The 17,725-nt window shown below is 64.2% G+C and carries 17 protein-coding genes; 3 read left to right on the top strand and 14 right to left on the bottom strand.

Annotation, left to right across the window (positions count from 1 at the left end):
- Positions 1-10 precede the first annotated feature (10 nt).
- The 7 genes from ACED18_RS07205 to ACED18_RS07175 form a co-directional block, all read right to left on the bottom strand.
- Positions 11-3,325 (bottom strand): efflux RND transporter permease subunit, encoded by a 3,315-nt coding sequence (locus ACED18_RS07205; RefSeq protein WP_377290397.1) that lies wholly within the window; start codon positions 3,323-3,325, stop codon positions 11-13.
- 9 nt (positions 3,326-3,334) lie between these two features.
- Entirely contained in the window at positions 3,335-4,564 is a 1,230-nt protein-coding gene (locus ACED18_RS07200) for an efflux RND transporter periplasmic adaptor subunit (RefSeq protein WP_377290395.1), read from the bottom strand.
- A 333-nt stretch (positions 4,565-4,897) separates the two neighbouring features.
- Entirely contained in the window at positions 4,898-5,890 is a 993-nt protein-coding gene (locus tag ACED18_RS07195) for an ABC transporter substrate-binding protein (RefSeq protein WP_377290393.1), read from the bottom strand.
- 18 nt (positions 5,891-5,908) lie between these two features.
- Positions 5,909-6,790, bottom strand: coding sequence for an ABC transporter permease (locus ACED18_RS07190; RefSeq protein WP_377290391.1), 882 nt, complete (start codon positions 6,788-6,790; stop codon positions 5,909-5,911).
- Positions 6,787-7,671 carry an ABC transporter permease gene (locus ACED18_RS07185; RefSeq protein ID WP_377290389.1) on the bottom strand — a complete coding sequence of 295 codons (885 nt, stop codon included), beginning with the start codon at positions 7,669-7,671 and terminating at the stop codon, positions 6,787-6,789. Before ACED18_RS07185 ends, ACED18_RS07190 begins: the two co-directional genes overlap by 4 nt.
- A gap of 2 nt (positions 7,672-7,673) precedes the next feature.
- Positions 7,674-8,009, bottom strand: a complete 336-nt coding sequence (locus tag ACED18_RS07180) for a hypothetical protein (protein WP_377290387.1) — start codon at positions 8,007-8,009, stop codon at positions 7,674-7,676.
- A gap of 1 nt (position 8,010) precedes the next feature.
- Positions 8,011-8,808 (bottom strand): ABC transporter ATP-binding protein, encoded by a 798-nt coding sequence (locus ACED18_RS07175; protein ID WP_377290385.1) that lies wholly within the window; start codon positions 8,806-8,808, stop codon positions 8,011-8,013.
- A gap of 104 nt (positions 8,809-8,912) precedes the next feature.
- On the opposite strand from ACED18_RS07175, the gene ACED18_RS07170 reads away from it, so the two are divergent.
- Positions 8,913-9,323: a cupin domain-containing protein gene (locus ACED18_RS07170; protein ID WP_149737905.1), complete on the top strand. Its 411-nt coding sequence runs from the start codon at positions 8,913-8,915 to the stop codon at positions 9,321-9,323.
- Positions 9,324-9,559: 236 nt separating this feature from the next.
- Here ACED18_RS07170 and ACED18_RS07165 read toward each other — a convergent pair whose 3' ends face one another.
- From ACED18_RS07165 to ACED18_RS07145, 5 genes are all read right to left on the bottom strand, one after another.
- Positions 9,560-9,928, bottom strand: a complete 369-nt coding sequence (locus tag ACED18_RS07165) for a hypothetical protein (RefSeq protein WP_377290384.1) — start codon at positions 9,926-9,928, stop codon at positions 9,560-9,562.
- Positions 9,928-11,385 carry a dihydropyrimidinase gene (hydA, locus tag ACED18_RS07160; RefSeq protein ID WP_377290382.1) on the bottom strand — a complete coding sequence of 486 codons (1,458 nt, stop codon included), beginning with the start codon at positions 11,383-11,385 and terminating at the stop codon, positions 9,928-9,930. Before hydA ends, ACED18_RS07165 begins: the two co-directional genes overlap by 1 nt.
- A gap of 18 nt (positions 11,386-11,403) precedes the next feature.
- Positions 11,404-11,739 carry a type II toxin-antitoxin system PemK/MazF family toxin gene (locus tag ACED18_RS07155; RefSeq protein ID WP_377290380.1) on the bottom strand — a complete coding sequence of 112 codons (336 nt, stop codon included), beginning with the start codon at positions 11,737-11,739 and terminating at the stop codon, positions 11,404-11,406.
- Between the two features lie 17 nt (positions 11,740-11,756).
- Complete coding sequence (locus ACED18_RS07150; RefSeq protein WP_377290378.1) at positions 11,757-11,969, bottom strand: antitoxin MazE-like protein; 213 nt, start codon at positions 11,967-11,969, stop codon at positions 11,757-11,759.
- 122 nt (positions 11,970-12,091) lie between these two features.
- A complete protein-coding gene (locus ACED18_RS07145) occupies positions 12,092-13,342 on the bottom strand; it encodes a Zn-dependent hydrolase (RefSeq protein ID WP_377290376.1) in 1,251 nt (416 codons plus the stop codon).
- A 273-nt stretch (positions 13,343-13,615) separates the two neighbouring features.
- Between ACED18_RS07145 and ACED18_RS07140 the strand changes: the two genes are divergently transcribed.
- Entirely contained in the window at positions 13,616-14,260 is a 645-nt protein-coding gene (locus tag ACED18_RS07140) for a TetR family transcriptional regulator C-terminal domain-containing protein (RefSeq protein ID WP_377290374.1), read from the top strand.
- Between the two features lie 6 nt (positions 14,261-14,266).
- Here the strand turns inward: ACED18_RS07140 and ACED18_RS07135 are convergent, their stop codons facing one another.
- Complete coding sequence (locus tag ACED18_RS07135; protein ID WP_377290372.1) at positions 14,267-15,193, bottom strand: DMT family transporter; 927 nt, start codon at positions 15,191-15,193, stop codon at positions 14,267-14,269.
- Between the two features lie 345 nt (positions 15,194-15,538).
- On the opposite strand from ACED18_RS07135, the gene ACED18_RS07130 reads away from it, so the two are divergent.
- Entirely contained in the window at positions 15,539-16,168 is a 630-nt protein-coding gene (locus tag ACED18_RS07130; RefSeq protein ID WP_377290369.1) for an exopolysaccharide biosynthesis protein, read from the top strand.
- 225 nt (positions 16,169-16,393) lie between these two features.
- On the opposite strand, the gene preA is transcribed toward ACED18_RS07130, so the two are convergent.
- Complete coding sequence (gene preA, locus ACED18_RS07125; RefSeq protein WP_377290367.1) at positions 16,394-17,707, bottom strand: NAD-dependent dihydropyrimidine dehydrogenase subunit PreA; 1,314 nt, start codon at positions 17,705-17,707, stop codon at positions 16,394-16,396.
- Positions 17,708-17,725: the final 18 nt, after the last annotated feature.

Raw genomic sequence — 17,725 nt, 5'->3', positions numbered from 1 at the left:
GCTCTAGAGGCTACTCGGCCGCCAGCGCCGGGTGGTTGATCACGTTGGACTTGGCGGGTGGGCCGCTTTCCTCGGTTTCCAGCTTGGCGAGGCGGGTCTGGAGCGCATTGATGACGCGGCTCTGGTCGATGACCGTTTCCGTCAGTGCCTCATTGTCCATCGGCGGGCTTTCCTCGTCCTTCTGGCCGACGAAGCGACCGAAGATGCGGCCGAGCAGGCGCGACAGATCATCCATGATCAGGAAGAAGGACGGCACGACGACGAGGCTCAGCACCGTCGAGACGATGATGCCGCCGATCACCGCGATCGCCATCGGCGCGCGGAAGGAGCCGCCTTCGCCGACGCCGAGCGCGGAGGGCAGCATGCCGGCCGACATGGCGATGGACGTCATGATGATCGGGCGCGCGCGCTTGCGGCCGGCTTCGATCATGGCTTCCACACGGTGCATGCCATGGCGCTTCATCTCGATGGCGAAATCCACCAGCAAGATGGCGTTCTTCGTCACGATGCCCATCAGCATGAGGATGCCGATGAGAACGGGCATGGAGAGCGCATTGCCCGTGAGGATCAGGCCCATCGCCACGCCGCCGATGGCAAGCGGCAGCGAGAAGAGGATGGTGAAGGGCTGGATCACGTCCTTGAAGAGCAGGATCAGCACCACGAGCACCATCAGCAGGCCGAGCAGCATGGCATTGCCGAAGCTCTGTGTCATTTCCGCCTGCACCTTGGCATCGCCGCTTTCGGCGAGGCGGACGGTCGGCGGCAGCTTGGTCTCCGCGACGATCTTCTTGAACTCGGCAGTCGCCGTATCGAGCGCGGTGCCGAAGGGCACGTCGGAGCCGATGGCGACGACGCGGTTGCGGTTGTTGCGCTTGATGGAGCTCGGGCCTTCCGCATAGTCGATGTCGGCCACCGTATAGAGCGGCACGCTGGCACCGGCGGCGGTCTTGATCTTCAGATTGCGGATCGACTGGAGGTCGCGGCGAACGTCGAGCGCCATTTGCACGCGGATCGGGATCTGCCGGTCGTCCAGCGAGATCTTCGCGAGGTTCGCGTCCACGTCGCCGATGGTGGCGACGCGCACGGTCTGCGCGATCTGCTGCGGCGTGATGCCGAGGCGGGCGGCTTCGGCCGTGCGCGGGCGGATCTGCAGTTCCGGCCGGGGCAGGGCGCCTTCGGACGAGACGTTGGCGAGCACGGAGGAGGCGCGCAGGCGCGATTCCAGCGTACCGATCGCCTCGTTCAGATCCTGCTCGTTGGTGGAGAGGAAGTTGAACGTCAGATCACGCTCGGCGCGGTCGTTGACCTTGGAGATGCGCACGTCCGGGATGGTGCGTACGGCCTGGAAGATCTCCCGCTCGATATCCCACTGCGGGCGCGTGCGGCCGTTGTCTTCCACCTTCGGTACGAGGTGGCCGACGAGCGGCAGGTTGCCGAGGCCCTTGTTGACGAGGGTCTTCAGGAGCGAATGGTCGATATGCTCGAGGATGACGCGCACGGTGGCGCGGCGCATTTCGAGGTCGCCCTTCGGCGACGCGCCACCGAGAACGAAGACGCTCTCGACGCCCGGGATGTCGCGCACGGCGGCATAGATGGCATTGGTCGTGGCGCTGGTTTCATCGAGCGTCGCGTTCGGCGGCAGCTCGACGGACAGCGTGACGCGCGAATTGTCTTCCGGCGGCAGGAAGCTGCCCGGCACCTGGGCGAGCAGCATGACGGAGCCGATGAGGAAGGCGATGGCGCCCATCAGCGTGGTATAGCGCCAGTACCAGCGGCGGGTCGTGCCGGAGACGAGTTTCGTGTAGGCCCGCATGATCGGGCCGTCCTTGTCGTGATGCTCGTCCATGCCGTCGCCGGAGCGCATCAGGTAGGCCGCCATCAGCGGCGTGATGAGGCGCGCCACCATCAGCGAGAAGAACACCGAGAAGGCAACCGTCAGGCCGAACTGGATGAAGTACTGGCCGGGAATGCCGGGCATGAAGGACACCGGCACGAAGACGGCAATGATCGTAAAGCTCGTCGCGATGACGGCCAGCCCGATTTCGTCGGCGGCTTCCAGTGCTGCGCGGTAGGGTGTCTTGCCCATCTTGATGTGGCGGGCGATGTTCTCGATTTCCACGATCGCGTCGTCGACGAGAATGCCGGTCGCGAGCGTCAGGGCCAGGAAGCTGACGAGGTTCAGCGAGAAGCCCATGATGTCCATGATCCAGAAGGTCGGGATCGCGGAAAGGGGCAGCGCCACGGCGGCAATGAGGGTCGCGCGCCAGTTCATCAGGAAGAGGAAGACCACGATGACGGCGAGCAGGGCGCCTTCCATCAGCGTGTGGAGCGCTGCTTCATAGTTGCCGTAGGTGAAGTAGACGCTGTCGTCGACCATGGCGATCGAGACATCCGGATGCGCCTTGCGCACGCCGGCGAGCGCTTCGGCCACGGTGTTGGAGACCGAAACCTCGCTGGCGCCCTTGGCGCGGAACACGGCGAAGGTGACCGTCGGCGCGCCGTTGAAACGTGAGAAGGACTTCTGTTCCTGATAGGTGTCCGTGATGGTGCCGAGCTCGGAGAGCTTGACGAAGGTGCCGGTCGGCAGGGCGATGGTGGTGTTGGCGAGTTGCTCAACGCTGCGGGCGTCGCCGAGCGTGCGTATCGTCTGCTCGTTGCCGGCCACCTGGCCGCGGCCGGAGCCGAGATCGACATTGGTGCCGCGCAGCTGCGCGTTCACGTCGGGCGCGGTGATGCCGTAGGCGTTGAGCTTGTCGGGGTTCAGCGCAATGCGCACCTCGCGGTCGGCCCCGCCGTAACGGTCGATGCGGCCAACGCCGGGCTGGCCCTGAAGCGCGCGCTTCACGGTATCGTCCACGAACCAGGACAGCTCCTCCAGCGTCATGTTGGGGGCTGTCACGGCGAAGGTCTGGATCGCCTGGCCCTCGACATCCACCTTGGTGATGACGGGTTCCTCGATGCCGGCCGGCAGGTCGCCGCGGATCTTGTCGATGGCGTCCTTGGTTTCCTGCAGCGCCTCGGCTGTCGGCTTTTCGATGCGGAAGACGACGGCCGTCTGGGAATTGCCGTCGGTGACGGTGGACTGGACTTCATCGACCCCGCTGATGGAGGCGACGGCATCTTCGATTTCCTTCGTCACCTGAACTTCGAGCTCGGCGGGAGAAGCCCCGCTCTGCTGGACGCTGACGGAAATGACGGGAACGTCGATATTCGGGAAACGGGTGATCGGCAGGGCGTAGAAGGACTGGATCCCCATGAAGAGGAGCAGGGCAAAGCCGAGAAGGGGCGCGATCGGATTGCGGATCGACCAGGCTGAAAAGTTCATGTCCTACCCTCAGTTCGAGGCAGCCTGGGTCTCGTCGCTCAGGATCGGCTTGATCTTGTCGCCATCCCGCACGAAAGCCCCCGCCTTCGCCACCACAAGGTCACCGGCCTTCAGGCCATTGACGATCTCGATGAAGCCGCCATCCTGGATGCCGGTTTCGATTTTGACCTGCTTGACCACGCCATCCTGCACGGCGCGGGCAAAAGACCCGTCGCGGCCGGTGGTGATGGCAGAAAGCGGCAGGGCGAGGCCCTCTTCCGCGCGAATGACGATCTCGGCCCCGGCATACATGCCGGCGCGCGCGCCATCCTTGCCGTCGACGACGATATGGACAGAGCCGAGGCGCGTGACGGGATCGACAGTCGGGGAGATGAGGCGCACCTTGCCCTCAATCGCCTCGCTGCCGCCAGCGACGGTGACGCTTGCGGTCTGGCCGACCTTGATCTTCTGGATGTCGGTCTCGGAAAGGTCTGCGACGAGCTCGATCGCGTTGTCGCGGATGATGGTGAAGAGCGGCTGGCCGGCGCCGCTGGCAATCGCGCCCACCTTGGCGGTCCGGGCCGAAACCACGCCGGCGACCGGCGCCTTGACGGCGGTGCGGGCGAGCCGGAGGTCGATATCGGAAATCTGCGTTTCGGCGACCTTGATGTCGGCCTTGGAGACAGCGATTGCCTGTTCGGCGGAGTTGACGCGGGCAAGCGCTGCCGTCGCAGCGGCGCGCGTCTGGTCGGCCAGGGCGGTGGAGATCACGCCGTTCTTGACGAGGCCTGCATTGCGGTCGCGGGTGCGGACAGCCTCGTCAGCGTTCGCCTGCGCTTCGGCGAGAGCGGCTTGGTACTGGGCAAGGCCGGCCTCGGCCTTTGCCAGCGTCGCTTCCAGCTGGCTCTTCTGCAGCAAGAGCTGGTCATCGTTGAGCACGGCCAGAACCTGATCCGTCGTGACGGTGTCGCCGACATCAGCCTCAAGGGTGCGGATCGACAGGCCTTCGACGAGGGGGGCGGCATAGACTTCCTCGACGGCGCGGATCGTGCCCGTCGCCATCACGCGGTCGACCATGTTGCGGCTCGTGGCCGCCGTCACCACGATGGCAGGCAGGGCGTGTTCGGCAGCCGGCTGTGCCGCCGCTTCTCCGGCCGGCTTGGCAGCCTCCTCAGCAAAGGCCGGCAGCGGCGCTGCGGCAGCAAGCGAGAGCGCAGCGAGCAGGGCGCCGGCTAGAAGGGGGGTCGTCGTGTCGGCCATCTTATATACTTTCAAAACCAAAGACTTCGCGCCGGTCACTTGCGCTTGTGCCCAACCGGGCAAATAGCGGACCTGCCGCTGTCCATTTCGCTGCGGTCATTTCTGGCGATCATCCCGCCTCAGGTCACCGCTTTTGCAGCATCCCCTTCGCATTCAAAGCCGACGCGAATGTAATTACGGCGCGAAATGCTTACAAGATTGCAAATCTTGTGGTGCCTCAATATTTTTTTATCCTGCTTTTCACTGCACTGCAATATGGGAGTTTCTCCCATGCAAAAGGGGCGTGCAGCGTCTGGCCGCACGCCCCTCTTACTCCTGGCCCGGCTGGCTGGATTACTTCAGCGCAGCATCGGTGACGTCATGCGTCCAGGCGCCTTCCGGCTCCTTCGAGATCACGGGGTCGGAGCCGCCGGCCAGAAGCGAGGCGACGGTGCGCTTGTAGTCGGCCTCATCCAGCGCGCCGTTCGAGCCGGCCGTCAGCTTGGCGACTTCGCCCATCATACGCTTCTGGTGCGCTTCCGTCTGGGCGCCGGTCGAGTCGTTTTCGAGCACGATTTCGGCGGCTTCGTCCGGGTTGCCTTCGGCATATTTCCAGCCCTTCATGGAGGCGCGGACGAACTTGACCATCTTCTCCTTGAAGGCCGAGTCCTTCAGCTTGTCTTCCAGCACGTAGAGGCCGTCTTCCAGCGTGGCGACGCCCTGGTCCTCGTACTTGAAGGTGACGAGGTCTTCCGGCTTGATGCCGGCGTCGATCACCTGCCAGTACTCGTTATAGGTCATGGTGGAGATGCAGGCTGCCTGCTTCTGGATCAGCGGATCGACGTTGAAGCCCTGCTTCAGCACCGTCACGCCATCAGGCCCGCCATCGGTCTTCAGCTTCAGCTGGCTCATCCAGGACAGGAACGGATATTCGTTGCCGAAGAACCAGACGCCGAGCGTCTTGCCCTTGAAGTCGGCGGGCGTCGCGACGCCGCTTTCCTTCAGACAGGTCAGCATCATGCCGGATTTCTTGAAGGGCTGGGCGATGTTGACGAGGGGCACGCCCTTTTCGCGGGTGGCAAGTGCCGACGGCATCCAGTCGACGATGACATCGGCGCCGCCGCCGGCGATCACCTGGGCCGGGGCGATATCCGGGCCGCCCGGCTTGATCTCGACATCAAGGCCTTCCTCCTCGTAATAGCCCTTTTCCTTGGCGACGTAGTAGCCGGCGAACTGGGCCTGCGTGACCCACTTCAGCTGCAGCGTCACCTTGTCGGCGGCATGCGCGGCAAAGGCCGTCAGCGCCAGCGCGGTGCCCGCGATCAGCGATGCGATGGTGGTCTTCATTGTCGTTCCCTCTTCTTGTTAGGCCTGCCCACCACGGACAGACGGATGCCAGAAGGTGACCATGCGCTCGATGAGCGCGACGGCACCGTAGAAAGCCGAGCCGGCGAGCGCGGCGACCGCGATCTCGGCCCAGACCATATCGACATTCATGCGGCCGACCTCCGTGGAGATGCGGAAGCCCATGCCGACGATCGGCGTGCCGAAGAATTCCGCGACAATGGCGCCGATGAGCGCGAGCGTCGAGTTGATCTTCAGCGCGTTGAAAATGAAGGGCCAGGCGGCCGGAAGGCGCAGCTTGACCAGCGTCTGCCACCAGCTCGCCGCATAGGTCCGCATCAGGTCGCGCTCCATGTGGCTGGCGGCGGCCAGGCCCTCAACCGTGTTCACCAGCATGGGGAAGAAGGTCATGATGATGACGACGGCGACCTTGGACTGCCAGTCGAAGCCGAACCACATGACCATGATCGGTGCGACCCCGATAACGGGAAGCGCCGAGACGAAATTGCCGAGTGGCAGCAGGCCCTTTTGCAGGAAGGGCGAGCGATCGATGAGGATGGCGACGAGAAAGCCGAGGCCGCAGCCCATGGCGTAGCCCGTCAGCACCGATTTCAGGAAGGTCTGGCGGAAATCGGCGGCGAGGATCGGCACCGAATTGATGAGCCGCGCCCAGATCATTGAGGGCGGCGGCAGCAGCACCGAGGGCACGTTGAAGCCGCGCACCAGCCCTTCCCACAGCACGAGGATGGTGATGCCGAAGATGAGCGGCACGGCAAGCCGCACGGCGCGGCGGGCGAGCGACGATGGGAAGCTCTGCCGCACGAGCCATTCATTCACCGCCCAGGCGGCGGCCCAGAAGAGAAGCGTGGCGAGGATGAGTCCGGTGTTGATCTCTCCGCTCATGGACGCACTCCCATGCGGCGCAGCACGGCGGTGTGCGCCATGCCGACGATGGCGACGAGGATGGCCGCAAGCGCTGCAGCCATGAAGAGCGCCGACCAGATCTGCACCGTCTGGCCGTAATAGGAGCCGGCCAGCAGCCGCGCGCCGAGGCCGGCGACGGCGCCCGTCGGCAGTTCGCCGACGATGGCGCCGACGAGCGAGATCGCGACGGCCACCTTCAGCGAGGTGAAGAGGTAGGGCATGGACGCAGGCCAGCGCAGTTTCCAGAAGGTTTGCGCCGGTGTCGCATTGTAGGTGTGCATGAGGTCGAGCTGGATGGTTTCGGGGCTGCGCAGGCCCTTCACCATGCCGACCACGACCGGAAAGAAGGAGAGGTAGGTGGAGATCAGCGCCTTGGGCAGAAGGCCGGAAATGCCGATGGCATTCAGCACGACGATGATCATCGGTGCGACCGCCAGAATCGGGATCGTCTGGCTGGCGATGACCCAGGGCATGAAAGAGCGGTCCATGGCTCTGTTGTGGACGATGCCGACGGCCAGCAGAATGCCGAGCGCGGCACCGATGCCGAAGCCGAGCAGGGTGGCCGACAGCGTGATCCAGGCGTGGTAGACGAGGCTGCGCTTGGAGGTGACCGCCTTGTTCACGGTCGTATCCCAGATTTCCGCGATCACCTGATGGGGGGCGGGGAGGACGGGGCGCTCCTGCGCCATCGTTCTCGGCAGGATCTCGGCAAAGGTGATCTCCGTGCCGGCGCGGGCAGCCGTATCACGCTCGAACGGCGCATTGAGGAAGACGGCGGCCACATACCAGAGGGCGATCAGGATGGCGATAACGGTGCCGACGGGGATGAGGCGGTCGCGCAGGAAACTTGGCTTGTCCATCGTTACGCCTTTCCGCCTGTTGGCAGCATCATCAGCGCCATCGCGACAATTCCAAGGCCGACGCCGGCCATCTGGATCGCGGTCAGCCGTTCGCCGAAGACGAGGAAGGCGATGATGTTGATGGCGACGAGCTGGACGACGGCCGACAGCGAGATGGCAAGGCCAAGCCCGCCCTCGCGCATCAGCTTCACCATCATCAGGTTGCCGGCGCAGTAAAGGCCAAGCGAGAGCGCCAGCATCCAGATCTGGTTGCTGGAGACATAGGCGCGCGAGGCGGTCGCGGCGGCGAGGAAAGTCGCCATGGAGACGGCGAGGACCACGAGGAAGGTCGGGGACATCCTAGACATGCTCCTCGTAGCTGTGGCCGGCGCGCAGGCCCTCGCGGACGCGGTGGGCGATTTCGAGGAATTCCGGCGTCTCGCGGATGTCCAGCGGGCGTTCCTTCGGGAGCGGACTGTCGATCACGTCGGTGACACGGCCGGGGCGCGGGCTCATCACCACGATCTTGGTGGAGAGATAGACGGCTTCGGGAATGGAGTGGGTGACGAAACAGATGGTCTTTTCCGTCGCCGCCCAGAGCTTCAGGAGCTGTTCGTTGAGGTGGTCGCGGACGATCTCGTCGAGCGCGCCGAAGGGCTCGTCCATCAGAAGCAGGTCGGCATCGAAGGCCAGCGCACGGGCGATCGAGGCACGCTGTTGCATGCCGCCGGAGAGCTGCCAAGGGAATTTCTTGCCGAAGCCGGTGAGGTTGACGAGGTCGAGCGTGCGGGCAATCCGCTTTTCCTGTTCGGCTTTGGTGTAGCCCATGATTTCCAGCGGCAGCGCGATGTTCTTCTCGATGGTGCGCCATGGATAGAGCGCGGCGGCCTGGAAGACATAGCCATAGGAGCGGTTCTTGCGCGCATCCTCGGGCGTGGTGCCGTTGACGGTGATGGTGCCGGACGTCGGCTTTTCCAGATCGGCGATGACGCGCAGGAAGGTGGTCTTGCCGCAGCCGGAGGGGCCGATGAAGGAGACGAAATCGCCCTTCTTCACCTCCAGATTGACGCCGGTCAGCGCATGCACCGGTCCGTCGCCGGTGTTGAAGGTGAGCCCGAGATCACGGGCGGAGACGACGGAGGCGTGGGGCGACGTCATGCGGCAAGGCTTTCGTGAGTGGAGGTTTTCCGCGTGTCCCGCGCGACGTTGCGCGGGCGGCGGAAATCATGCTTCTTTCGGTCATCGCAACAGGAGGACCGGGGATGGACGAGACGACGAAACCGACCTGCCATATCGTCAGGCCGGAGAGCACCTATGACGGCAAGCAGGGCTTGAGCTACTTCGCCGGCATTGCCGCCGAGACGGTGGGGTCGAAGGGCATCTGCATGCATCTGCTGACCATTCCGCCGGGCGGCCGGGCAAAGGCGCACCGGCACGAAAGCCACGAGACGGCAATCTACATGCTCTCCGGCGAGGCCCACACCTGGTACGGCGACCGGCTGGAGCACCACGTGATCGTGAAGGCCGGCGAACTCTTCTACATCCCGGCCGGCGTCCCGCACCTGCCCGCCAACCTCTCGGACCAGCCGGCCTGCGCGGTGATTGCCCGCACGGACCCGAACGAGCAGGAGAGCGTGGTGCTTATGCCGGAGCTGGATGCGCTTGCGGTGTGAGAGGGGGGCTGTAAGGGGCGGCGTTTGCAGGGCACCCCCCTCTGTCCTGCCGGACATCTCCCCCTCAAGGGGGGAGATTGGCGTGTGGCTCGCCCATTGCCTCAAACAACCAACGAAAGCGCGGGAAAGACCATCTTTCCCTGTGGATGCGGATCTAGCGCCCAGCGGATCTCCCCCCTTGAGGGGGAGATGTCCGGCAGGACAGAGGGGGGTGCTCCCGCCCAGCGCACGCATGCTTACTTCCCGCATCGCTTCAGCGGCCCCCATCGATTCCCATCCGCGAAGCGTACCGTATAGGCATCGCTGGATGGCTCCAGCGTGACGATTTCCTTCTCACCGACGCCGTCTTCGGCTTCGCACTGGATCTTGACCCGAAACGACTTTCCGGCCTTCTCGGCCGGGCCGAGAATGGTGCAGACCGATGCCGCGGTGGTGATGCTTTCCGCCGTGAGCAGGAAGAAGACATCGGCGCCCGAGCTTTCCCCCGTCGTGGCGTAATGACAGCCCTCCTTGTCCCCATAGGACGCGCCTGCGAGGAAATCGGCAGCGCCGGCGGGCGGCGCAAAGGTGGCCAAGAGCATCACGGCGACGGAGGCGTTGCGCATCACACCCCACTCGCCGGAATGCCAGTGCGCTCCACCTTGCGCGGCGCGGTGATCTCCTTCCAGGTCGAGAGCGCCTTGGAGACGGCGGGGAAAGGCTCGCGGGCAACGAACTGGCCGTGGCCCTCGCGGGTCTTCACGGCGCCATCGTCGATCGCCACAACGCCGCGCGTCAGCGTATAGCGCGGCAGGCCCTTCACGGCCTTGCCCTCGAAGACGTTGTAGTCGATCGCCGACTGCTGGCTTTTCGCGGTGATCGTCTTTTCCTTCGCGGGATCCCACACCACGATGTCGGCATCGGCGCCGACGAGGATGGCGCCCTTGCGGGGATAGACGTTGAGGATCTTGGCAATGTTGGTGGAGGTAACGGCGACGAATTCGTTCATCGTCAGGCGGCCGGTTGCGACACCATAGGTCCAGAGCATCGGCATGCGGTCTTCAAGGCCGCCGGTGCCGTTCGGGATCTTGCGGAAATCGCCGATGCCGAAGCGCTTCTGCTCGGTGGTGAAGGCGCAGTGGTCGGTGGCGACCACCTGCAGCGAGCCGCTGGCAAGGCCGGCCCAGAGTGAGTCCTGATGCTGCTTGTTGCGGAAGGGCGGGCTCATGACGCGCCGCGCCGCGTGGTCCCAGTCCGCGTTGGCATATTCGCTCTCATCCAGCGTCAGGTGCTGGATCAGCGGCTCGCCATAAACGCGCATGCCGTTCTGCCGTGCGCGGCGAATGGCTTCGTGGGCCTGTTCGCAGGAGGTATGCACGACGTAGAGCGGCGCACCGGCCATGTCGGCGATGATGATGGCGCGGTTGGTGGCCTCGCCCTCGACGGAGGCGGGGCGCGAATAGGCGTGCGCCTCCGGGCCGTTGTTGCCCTCGTCCATCAGTTTGGTCTGCATGGCGGCGACCACGTCGCCGTTTTCGGCATGCACCAGCGGCAGCGCGCCGAGCGCTGCGCAGCGCTGGAAGGAGGCGAACATCTCGTCGTCGTTCACCATCAGCGCGCCCTTGTAGGCCATGAAGTGCTTGAAGGTGTTGATGCCCTTTTCCTCCACGATGGTCTTCATGTCGTTGAAGACCTGCTCGCCCCACCAGGTGACGGACATGTGGAAGGAATAGTCGCAGGTGGCCCGGGTCGATTTGTTGTCCCAGCGCTTCAGGGCGTCCAGCAGCGACTGGCCCGGATCGGGCAGGCAGAAATCGACCACCATCGTCGTGCCGCCGGAAAGTGCTGCCCGCGTGCCGCTTTCAAAGTCATCGGCCGAATAGGTGCCCATGAAGGGCATTTCCAGATGCACATGCGGATCGATGCCGCCCGGCATGACATAGCAGCCGGTCGCGTCCAGAACGGTGTCGCCGGCAAGGTTCGGCCCGATCTCCACGATCTTCCCGCCCTCGACCTTCACATCCGCCTTGTAGGTGAGATCGGCGGTCACGACGGTGCCGTTTTTGATGACTGTGGTGGTCATGGTCAATGGTTCCCTCGTTTATTGCGGCCATGGAATGATGGATTGCCGAAGGCCGGTAATGTTGATCAGAGCGCTTTCGAGTCGTCGAAGATCGTCTGTGCCGAGTTTGCCGATCACCTGCCGGATCGAAGACTTCTTCAGGTGTGTCGTCTTGTCCACCATGATCTGTGAGGTGGTCTGCAGGCCGTTCTCGGCGGTTGGGTCGATCGTCGGTCGAAAGTTCGGAGAGTTGGCCAGATAGGTTGTCAGCGGACACAAAAGCAACGCCTCGTGAAGCTCGATATACTCGTCCGCATGAAGGATGACGGCTGGACGAGGCTTCCCGAGGTCGCCTTGAAACGCTGCCGTCACCATATCTCCCCGGCTCAACTTCACGGCTTGTCCCAATCCTCGTGAGCGGCCGGATCGATCAACTCCTGTATTCCTGCCTTTTGATCCGCTTCCACCGAAGCCCGGGCCTGCCGTGCAGCCTCTGCCCGATAGGCTTCGCTTCCCGTATCCGGAACCCAGATCTCGATCGGCTTGTAACCCTGCCGCAACAAGGCGGCCCGCTCTTCAGGCGTGATCTCCGTCGGTCTTCCCATGGCGGTTCTCCATCGTGGATGACGCTACCCATCGTTCATCAGGGTGCGGATCGTTGCTCAGCTTCTGCTATTTGATGATCTGGCGGCCGGCCTGTCGAGGGTCTTTCGCACCACCCGCCCCATCACCCCGCGATCCCCGCCGTCTCCACCACAGCGCGCAGCAGCACGTCGCAGCCGGCACTGGCCCATTCCTTCGAAATCTCCTCCGCCTCGTTGTGGGAGAGGCCGCCGACGCAGGGGCACATGATCATGGTGGAGGGCGCGACCTTTGCTGTCCAGCAGGCATCGTGGCCCGCGCCGGAGATGATGTCCATGTGGGAATAGCCGAGTTCTTCGGCCGCCTTGCGCACGGAAGCGACGAGCGTCGGATCGAAGGTGACGGGATCGAAATGGCCGACGGCTTCGACCGAATAGCCGACACCGAGCGCCGAACAGATCTCGGCGGCTTCCTTTTCGATGCGGGCGCGCATGCCATCGAGCTTCGTCTGATCCGGCGAGCGGATATCGACGGTGAAGATGACGGTGCCGGGCAGCACGTTGCGGGAGTTTGGCGAGAACTTCACCTGGCCAACGCCGCCGACGCATCCCGGCTGGTTTTCCATGGCCACCGTCTGCACCATCTCCATGATGCGGGCCATGGCGAGGCCGGCATTGACGCGCATGGTCATCGGCGTGGAGCCGGTGTGGGCCTCGCGGCCGGTGAGGGTGAATTCCAGCCACCAGAGGCCCTGGCAGTGGGTGACGACGCCGATCTGCTTGCTCTCGGCTTCGAGGATCGGGCCCTGCTCGATGTGATATTCGAAATAGGCGTGCATCTTTCGCGCGCCGACCGCCTCATCGCCGACCCAGCCGATGCGGGCCAGCTCCTCGCCGAAGCTCTTGCCGTCCATGTCCTTGCGGCCGTAGGCGTAATCCTGCGTCAGCACGCCGGCAAAGACGCCGGAGGCGAGCATGGCGGGGGCGAAGCGCGCGCCTTCCTCGTTCGTCCAGTTGGTGACGACGATCGGGTGCTTTGTCTTGATGTTCAGGTCGTTCAGCGAGCGGACGACTTCGAGGCCGGCGAGCACGCCGAGCACGCCGTCATATTTGCCGCCGGTCGGCTGGGTGTCGAGGTGGGAGCCGATATAGACGGGCAGGGCATCCGGATCGGTGCCGGGGCGCGTCATGAACATGTTGCCCATCGTGTCCACACCCATGGTGAGGCCGGCGGCTTCGCACCAGGACTGGAAGAGGCGGCGCCCCTCGGCATCGGCATCGGTCAGCGTCTGGCGATTGTTGCCGCCGGCAATGCCGGGGCCGATCTTCGCCATGTCCATCAGCGAATCCCACAGACGGTCGGCGTTCACGCGCATGTTTTCGCCCGGTGCGGCCACGGCGATGCTCCCATATTTGTCGTGGAGCCTTTGCGGCTCCCTCTTGTTCCCGCCGACCCAATCGGGGCATTCTTGCGTCACCCTCGCATCGACCGTTGCTCTTCCTGGCAAACTGATCGATAATTTGACCGGTTGGTAAACATTACTCTTTCCGGTGCGGCACTCAAGACGAAAATTGCGGGAATACGTGTTGTTTGCTCAAGTTTTTGGCTGGCCTCAAAATTGAGCATGTGCCTTGATGGAAAGGGTGTGCAAGCAAGGGGACAGGCATCGATGGCACTTCCGAGGGCAGCGAAAACCCAACGCCGCACCCGCATCCAGGAAGAGAAGGAGGAGCGCATCCTCGAGGCCGCTCTGGAGGTGTTTTCTCTGCACGGCTTTCGCGGCGCGACCATCGATCACATCGCCGAGGTCGCGGGCATGTCGAAGCCAAACCTGCTCTACTATTTTCGCACCAAGGAGGCCATGCACCGTGCCTTGATCGACCGTGTGCTGGAGACCTGGCTGGATCCGCTGAAGGCCTTCGACGCCACGGGCAATCCCGAAAGCGAGATCCGCAGCTATATCCGGCGCAAGCTGGAAATGGCGCGGGATTTTCCGCGCGAATCGCGGCTCTTCGCCAATGAGGTGCTGCAGGGCGCGCCGCATATCGAAGACATGCTGAAGGGGTCTCTGAAGAGCCTGGTGGACGAGAAGGCGCAGGTGATCCGCGCCTGGTCCAAGGCCGGCAAGATCGCCAAATGCGATCCCTACCACCTGATCTTCTCCATCTGGTCCACGACCCAGCACTATGCCGACTTCGACGTGCAGGTGCGCGCCGTGCTGGGGCAGGAAAATGACGGCGAGGGGCGCTTCGAGGATGCCGCGCGGTTTCTCGAGACGTTGTTCGTCAACGGCCTCAGGATGCGCGAGACCTGAGGCCGCTCAATCCGGCAGCAGCGCCACGACCAGAAGGCCGAGGGCCGTGACGACCGCGCCCATCACGACCGTCATCGTCGTCCAGCCGTGGCCGAGCAGGCCTTCCAGCAGGATGATGAAGCTCGGCGTCAGGTAGTTGTAGCCGAGCATCTTGGAAGCCGGCAGGCGCATCGAGGCGAATTGCAGCAGCATGAAGGTGATGGCCGTGGTGACGACGGCGAGATAGGCGAGGATCAGCCAGATCGTTGCCGGAACGGCGCCGTAGTCGATCGCCAGCACAGGGCGCAGCCCGAAGGGCAGGAGCCAGGGGACGGTGAAGACCACGACCCAGAACCCGAAGGCGACCGGATGTTCGCCGCGCTCGAACTTGCGGATCAGCGGGACATAGGCCGCGTGGGCGGTGACGCCGACGAGATAGATCAGCTCGCCACGGCCGACATCGAAGGCGAGGATGGCGTCGATATTGCCGCGAAAGATGACCCAGACGGCGCCCATGGCGGCAATGACGAGGGAGACGATGACGCCGCCCCTTGTCTTCTGGCCCATCAGCAGGAAGGCGAGAGCGGCGCTCAAGAGCGGCATCAGCGTGAAGACGGCGCCCGTCGCCACCGGGCTTGTGATTTCCAGCGCCGTGAACATGGTCAGCATGTAGATGGCGATGAGGCCGCCGAGCACGGCAAAGCGCCAGGGCTGGCGCGGAAAGACGCGCGGCGCCCGGAAAAAGCCGAAGGCGACGACGCCCATGACCACGACGGTCATCAGATAACGCAAAAGTGTAACGGGGGCCGCGCCGAGCGCCCGGGACGCCAGTCCGCCGAAGGAGAAGGAGCCGGCGACCAGCGCGGCAAAGAGCAGCATGGCGGCATGCGCCATCAGCTTTTCCCGGCCCTTGGCGTGGATATTGGCGGTTTGGGCGGGCTTTTCGAGGGGCATCGGGCATGGTCTCGTTGCAATGCGGGCGCTGACCGGGACGGCATTTTCCGGCGGCCTGGATGGTGCGGATCGGGTGGCCAAACCGCCCGGTCAGGCCTTCGGCGCGCCGCGTTTTCCATCGGGCGGTTGCCAACGGGAATGCGGCTTGCCTATCTCATGCGGGTGGCGGCGGTCGTCGCACGACTGTTGTCTTCCCTACTGCATAAGAGGCGGGCGCGGATATGGCCCCGCTCGGATTTTTTGCCGCCTGAAACGGTGGCGCAAGGATGATTGTACCGGTCCCGGCTATCGGCGTGAACCGCATGCCGGCCAACCGGCAAGAGGCTCTCGGGTTTAAGGATTGAGATGACGATCGAATTTCAGGATACGGAACGCCGCAGCAGCGATGCGCTGGCGGAGGTCATTGCGGCGATCAAGGGCGAGCGCGTGACGCTGCGTGACATCCTCGCCCAGATGGGGGAGAGCGGCCTGCTTCTGCTCTGCGGCCTTCTGAGCCTGCCCTTTCTGGTTCCGGTCTCGATCCCCGGCGTCTCCACCGTGTTCGGCGTCGGCATCGTGCTGATCGGTATCGCCATCACCTTCAACCGACTGCCCTGGCTGCCTTCGCGCCTTGCGGACAAGCCGCTGGATGCGGAAAAGCTGGTGCCAGTCTTGGAAAAGGGCCTGCGGATTCTCCGCCGCTTCGACCGCTTCTTCCGCGTGCGTCTTCACGCGCTGACCGATGGACGGCTGGTGAACCGGGTAAACGGACTGGCGCTGACGGGTGCCGGCGTTCTCCTGATGATGCCGCTGTCGATCATCCCCTTCTCCAACACGCTGCCGGGTGTCGCCATCCTCTTGCTGTCGGCCGGCATTTCCCAGCGCGACGGGCTGGTGGTGGCCGGCGGCTATCTGATGATCGTGCTGACGCTCGTCTATTTCGCCGTGCTGGCCTGGCTGGCGTTTGCTGCGGGGCAGAGCGTGCTTGGGGGGTGAGGGGCGGGATTGTCCGTTTAGCATGGACCCCCCTCTGTCCTGCCGGACATCTCCCCCGCAAGGGGGGAGATTGGCTGGGAGCACTGGCACAGCGTCCCTTCGACGTATCGCCATGCGGCCCCGTGTCGAATGGAATCGGAGTGTGCCGCCTGCCGATCTCCCCCCTTGCGGGGGAGATGCCCGGCAGGGCAGAGGGGGGTAGGCTCCACCCTCTGACGCCCTCTCTCACTCCGCCGCCTGCGTGGACATCGGGTTGTTCGGATGCGTCGTCCAGTTGGCATAGGTGGGATCGACGATCTTGCCGGTGCGCCTGTCGATGGCGCCGGGTTCGAGCGGCTGCATGGTAATGCAGTTCTCTACCGGGCAGACGTTGACGCAGAGGTTGCAGCCGACGCACTCTTCCTCGATCACCTCGAAGTGCCTGACGCCATCCACGAGTGATGTGATGGCCTGGTGGGACGTATCCTCGCAGGCGATGTGGCAGCGGCCGCACTTGATGCAGGCGTCCTGGTCGATATGGGCCTTGGCGACGTAGTTGAGGTTCAGGTACTTCCAGTCCGTGACGTTCGGCACGGCGCGGCCGCAGATGTCGTCGAGGGTCCGGTGGCCCTTGGCGTCCATCCAGTCGGAAAGACCCGTGATCATTTCCTGAACGATCTTGAAGCCGTAGGTCATTGCCGCCGTGCAGACCTGCACGTTGCCGGCGCCGAGCGCCAAGAATTCGGCCGCATCCCGCCAGGTGGTCACGCCGCCGATGCCGGAGATGGGCAGGCCGTGGGTTTCCCCGTCACGGGCGATTTCGGAGACCATGTTCAGCGCGATCGGCTTGACCGCCGGGCCGCAATAGCCGCCGTGGCTGCCCTTGCCGCCGATGCTCGGCACGGGGGCGAAACTGTCGAGATCGACCGACACGATCGAGTTGATCGTGTTGATCAGCGACACGGCATCCGTGCCGCCGCGTTTTGCGGCACGGGCAGGGTGGCGGATGTCGGTGATGTTGGGTGTCAGCTTGGTGATGACGGGCATGCGGGTGTACTGCTTGCACCAGCGCACGACCATTTCGATGTATTCCGGCACCTGGCCGACGGCCGAGCCCATGCCGCGCTCGGACATGCCGTGCGGACAGCCGAAGTTGAGTTCGATGCCGTCGGCGCCGGTCTCTTCCACCAGCGGCAGGATCGCCTTCCACTCTTCCTCCACGCAGGGCACCATGATGGAGGCGATGAGGGCCCGGTCCGGCCAGTTCATCTTCACCTGCTTCATTTCGCGCAGGTTCACGTAAAGATCGCGGTCGGTGATGAGCTCGATGTTGTTGAGGCCGAGCAGCCGGCGGTCGGCGCCCCAGATCGCGCCGTAGCGCGGACCGTTGACGTTGACGACCGGCGGCCCCTCGGAGCCCAGCGTCTTCCAGACCACGCCGCCCCAGCCGGCCTTGAAGGCGCGCTCGACATTGTAGGCCTTGTCGGTCGGCGGTGCAGACGCCAGCCAGAAGGGGTTGGGCGACTTGATGCCGACGAAATTGTTTCTGAGATCAGCCATAATTCAATCCTCCCCCGC

Origin of the sequence: Rhizobium sp. SG2393 (assembly GCF_042610495.1) — a bacterium.
Lineage (GTDB): Bacteria > Pseudomonadota > Alphaproteobacteria > Rhizobiales > Rhizobiaceae > RU20A.
The sequence above is the reverse complement of the archived record's forward strand: the minus strand, read 5'-3'. Positions and strand labels throughout refer to the sequence as shown.

What these genes read in the sequence shown, in the direction of transcription:
- ACED18_RS07200 (WP_377290395.1), bottom strand. Translation starts at nt 4,564, where the DNA reads ATGGCCGACACGACGACCCCCCTTCTAGCCGGCGCCCTGCTCGCTGCG.
- ACED18_RS07195 (WP_377290393.1), bottom strand. Translation starts at nt 5,890, where the DNA reads ATGAAGACCACCATCGCATCGCTGATCGCGGGCACCGCGCTGGCGCTG.
- ACED18_RS07150 (WP_377290378.1), bottom strand. Translation starts at nt 11,969, where the DNA reads ATGGGAAGACCGACGGAGATCACGCCTGAAGAGCGGGCCGCCTTGTTG.
- ACED18_RS07130 (WP_377290369.1), top strand. Translation starts at nt 15,539, where the DNA reads ATGACGATCGAATTTCAGGATACGGAACGCCGCAGCAGCGATGCGCTG.
- ACED18_RS07185 (WP_377290389.1), bottom strand. Translation starts at nt 7,671, where the DNA reads ATGGACAAGCCAAGTTTCCTGCGCGACCGCCTCATCCCCGTCGGCACC.
- ACED18_RS07140 (WP_377290374.1), top strand. Translation starts at nt 13,616, where the DNA reads ATGGCACTTCCGAGGGCAGCGAAAACCCAACGCCGCACCCGCATCCAG.
- ACED18_RS07165 (WP_377290384.1), bottom strand. Translation starts at nt 9,928, where the DNA reads ATGCGCAACGCCTCCGTCGCCGTGATGCTCTTGGCCACCTTTGCGCCG.
- preA (WP_377290367.1), bottom strand. Translation starts at nt 17,707, where the DNA reads ATGGCTGATCTCAGAAACAATTTCGTCGGCATCAAGTCGCCCAACCCC.
- ACED18_RS07170 (WP_149737905.1), top strand. Translation starts at nt 8,913, where the DNA reads ATGGACGAGACGACGAAACCGACCTGCCATATCGTCAGGCCGGAGAGC.
- ACED18_RS07175 (WP_377290385.1), bottom strand. Translation starts at nt 8,808, where the DNA reads ATGACGTCGCCCCACGCCTCCGTCGTCTCCGCCCGTGATCTCGGGCTC.
- ACED18_RS07190 (WP_377290391.1), bottom strand. Translation starts at nt 6,790, where the DNA reads ATGAGCGGAGAGATCAACACCGGACTCATCCTCGCCACGCTTCTCTTC.
- ACED18_RS07180 (WP_377290387.1), bottom strand. Translation starts at nt 8,009, where the DNA reads ATGTCCCCGACCTTCCTCGTGGTCCTCGCCGTCTCCATGGCGACTTTC.
- ACED18_RS07205 (WP_377290397.1), bottom strand. Translation starts at nt 3,325, where the DNA reads ATGAACTTTTCAGCCTGGTCGATCCGCAATCCGATCGCGCCCCTTCTC.
- ACED18_RS07155 (WP_377290380.1), bottom strand. Translation starts at nt 11,739, where the DNA reads ATGGTGACGGCAGCGTTTCAAGGCGACCTCGGGAAGCCTCGTCCAGCC.
- hydA (WP_377290382.1), bottom strand. Translation starts at nt 11,385, where the DNA reads ATGACCACCACAGTCATCAAAAACGGCACCGTCGTGACCGCCGATCTC.
- ACED18_RS07135 (WP_377290372.1), bottom strand. Translation starts at nt 15,193, where the DNA reads ATGCCCCTCGAAAAGCCCGCCCAAACCGCCAATATCCACGCCAAGGGC.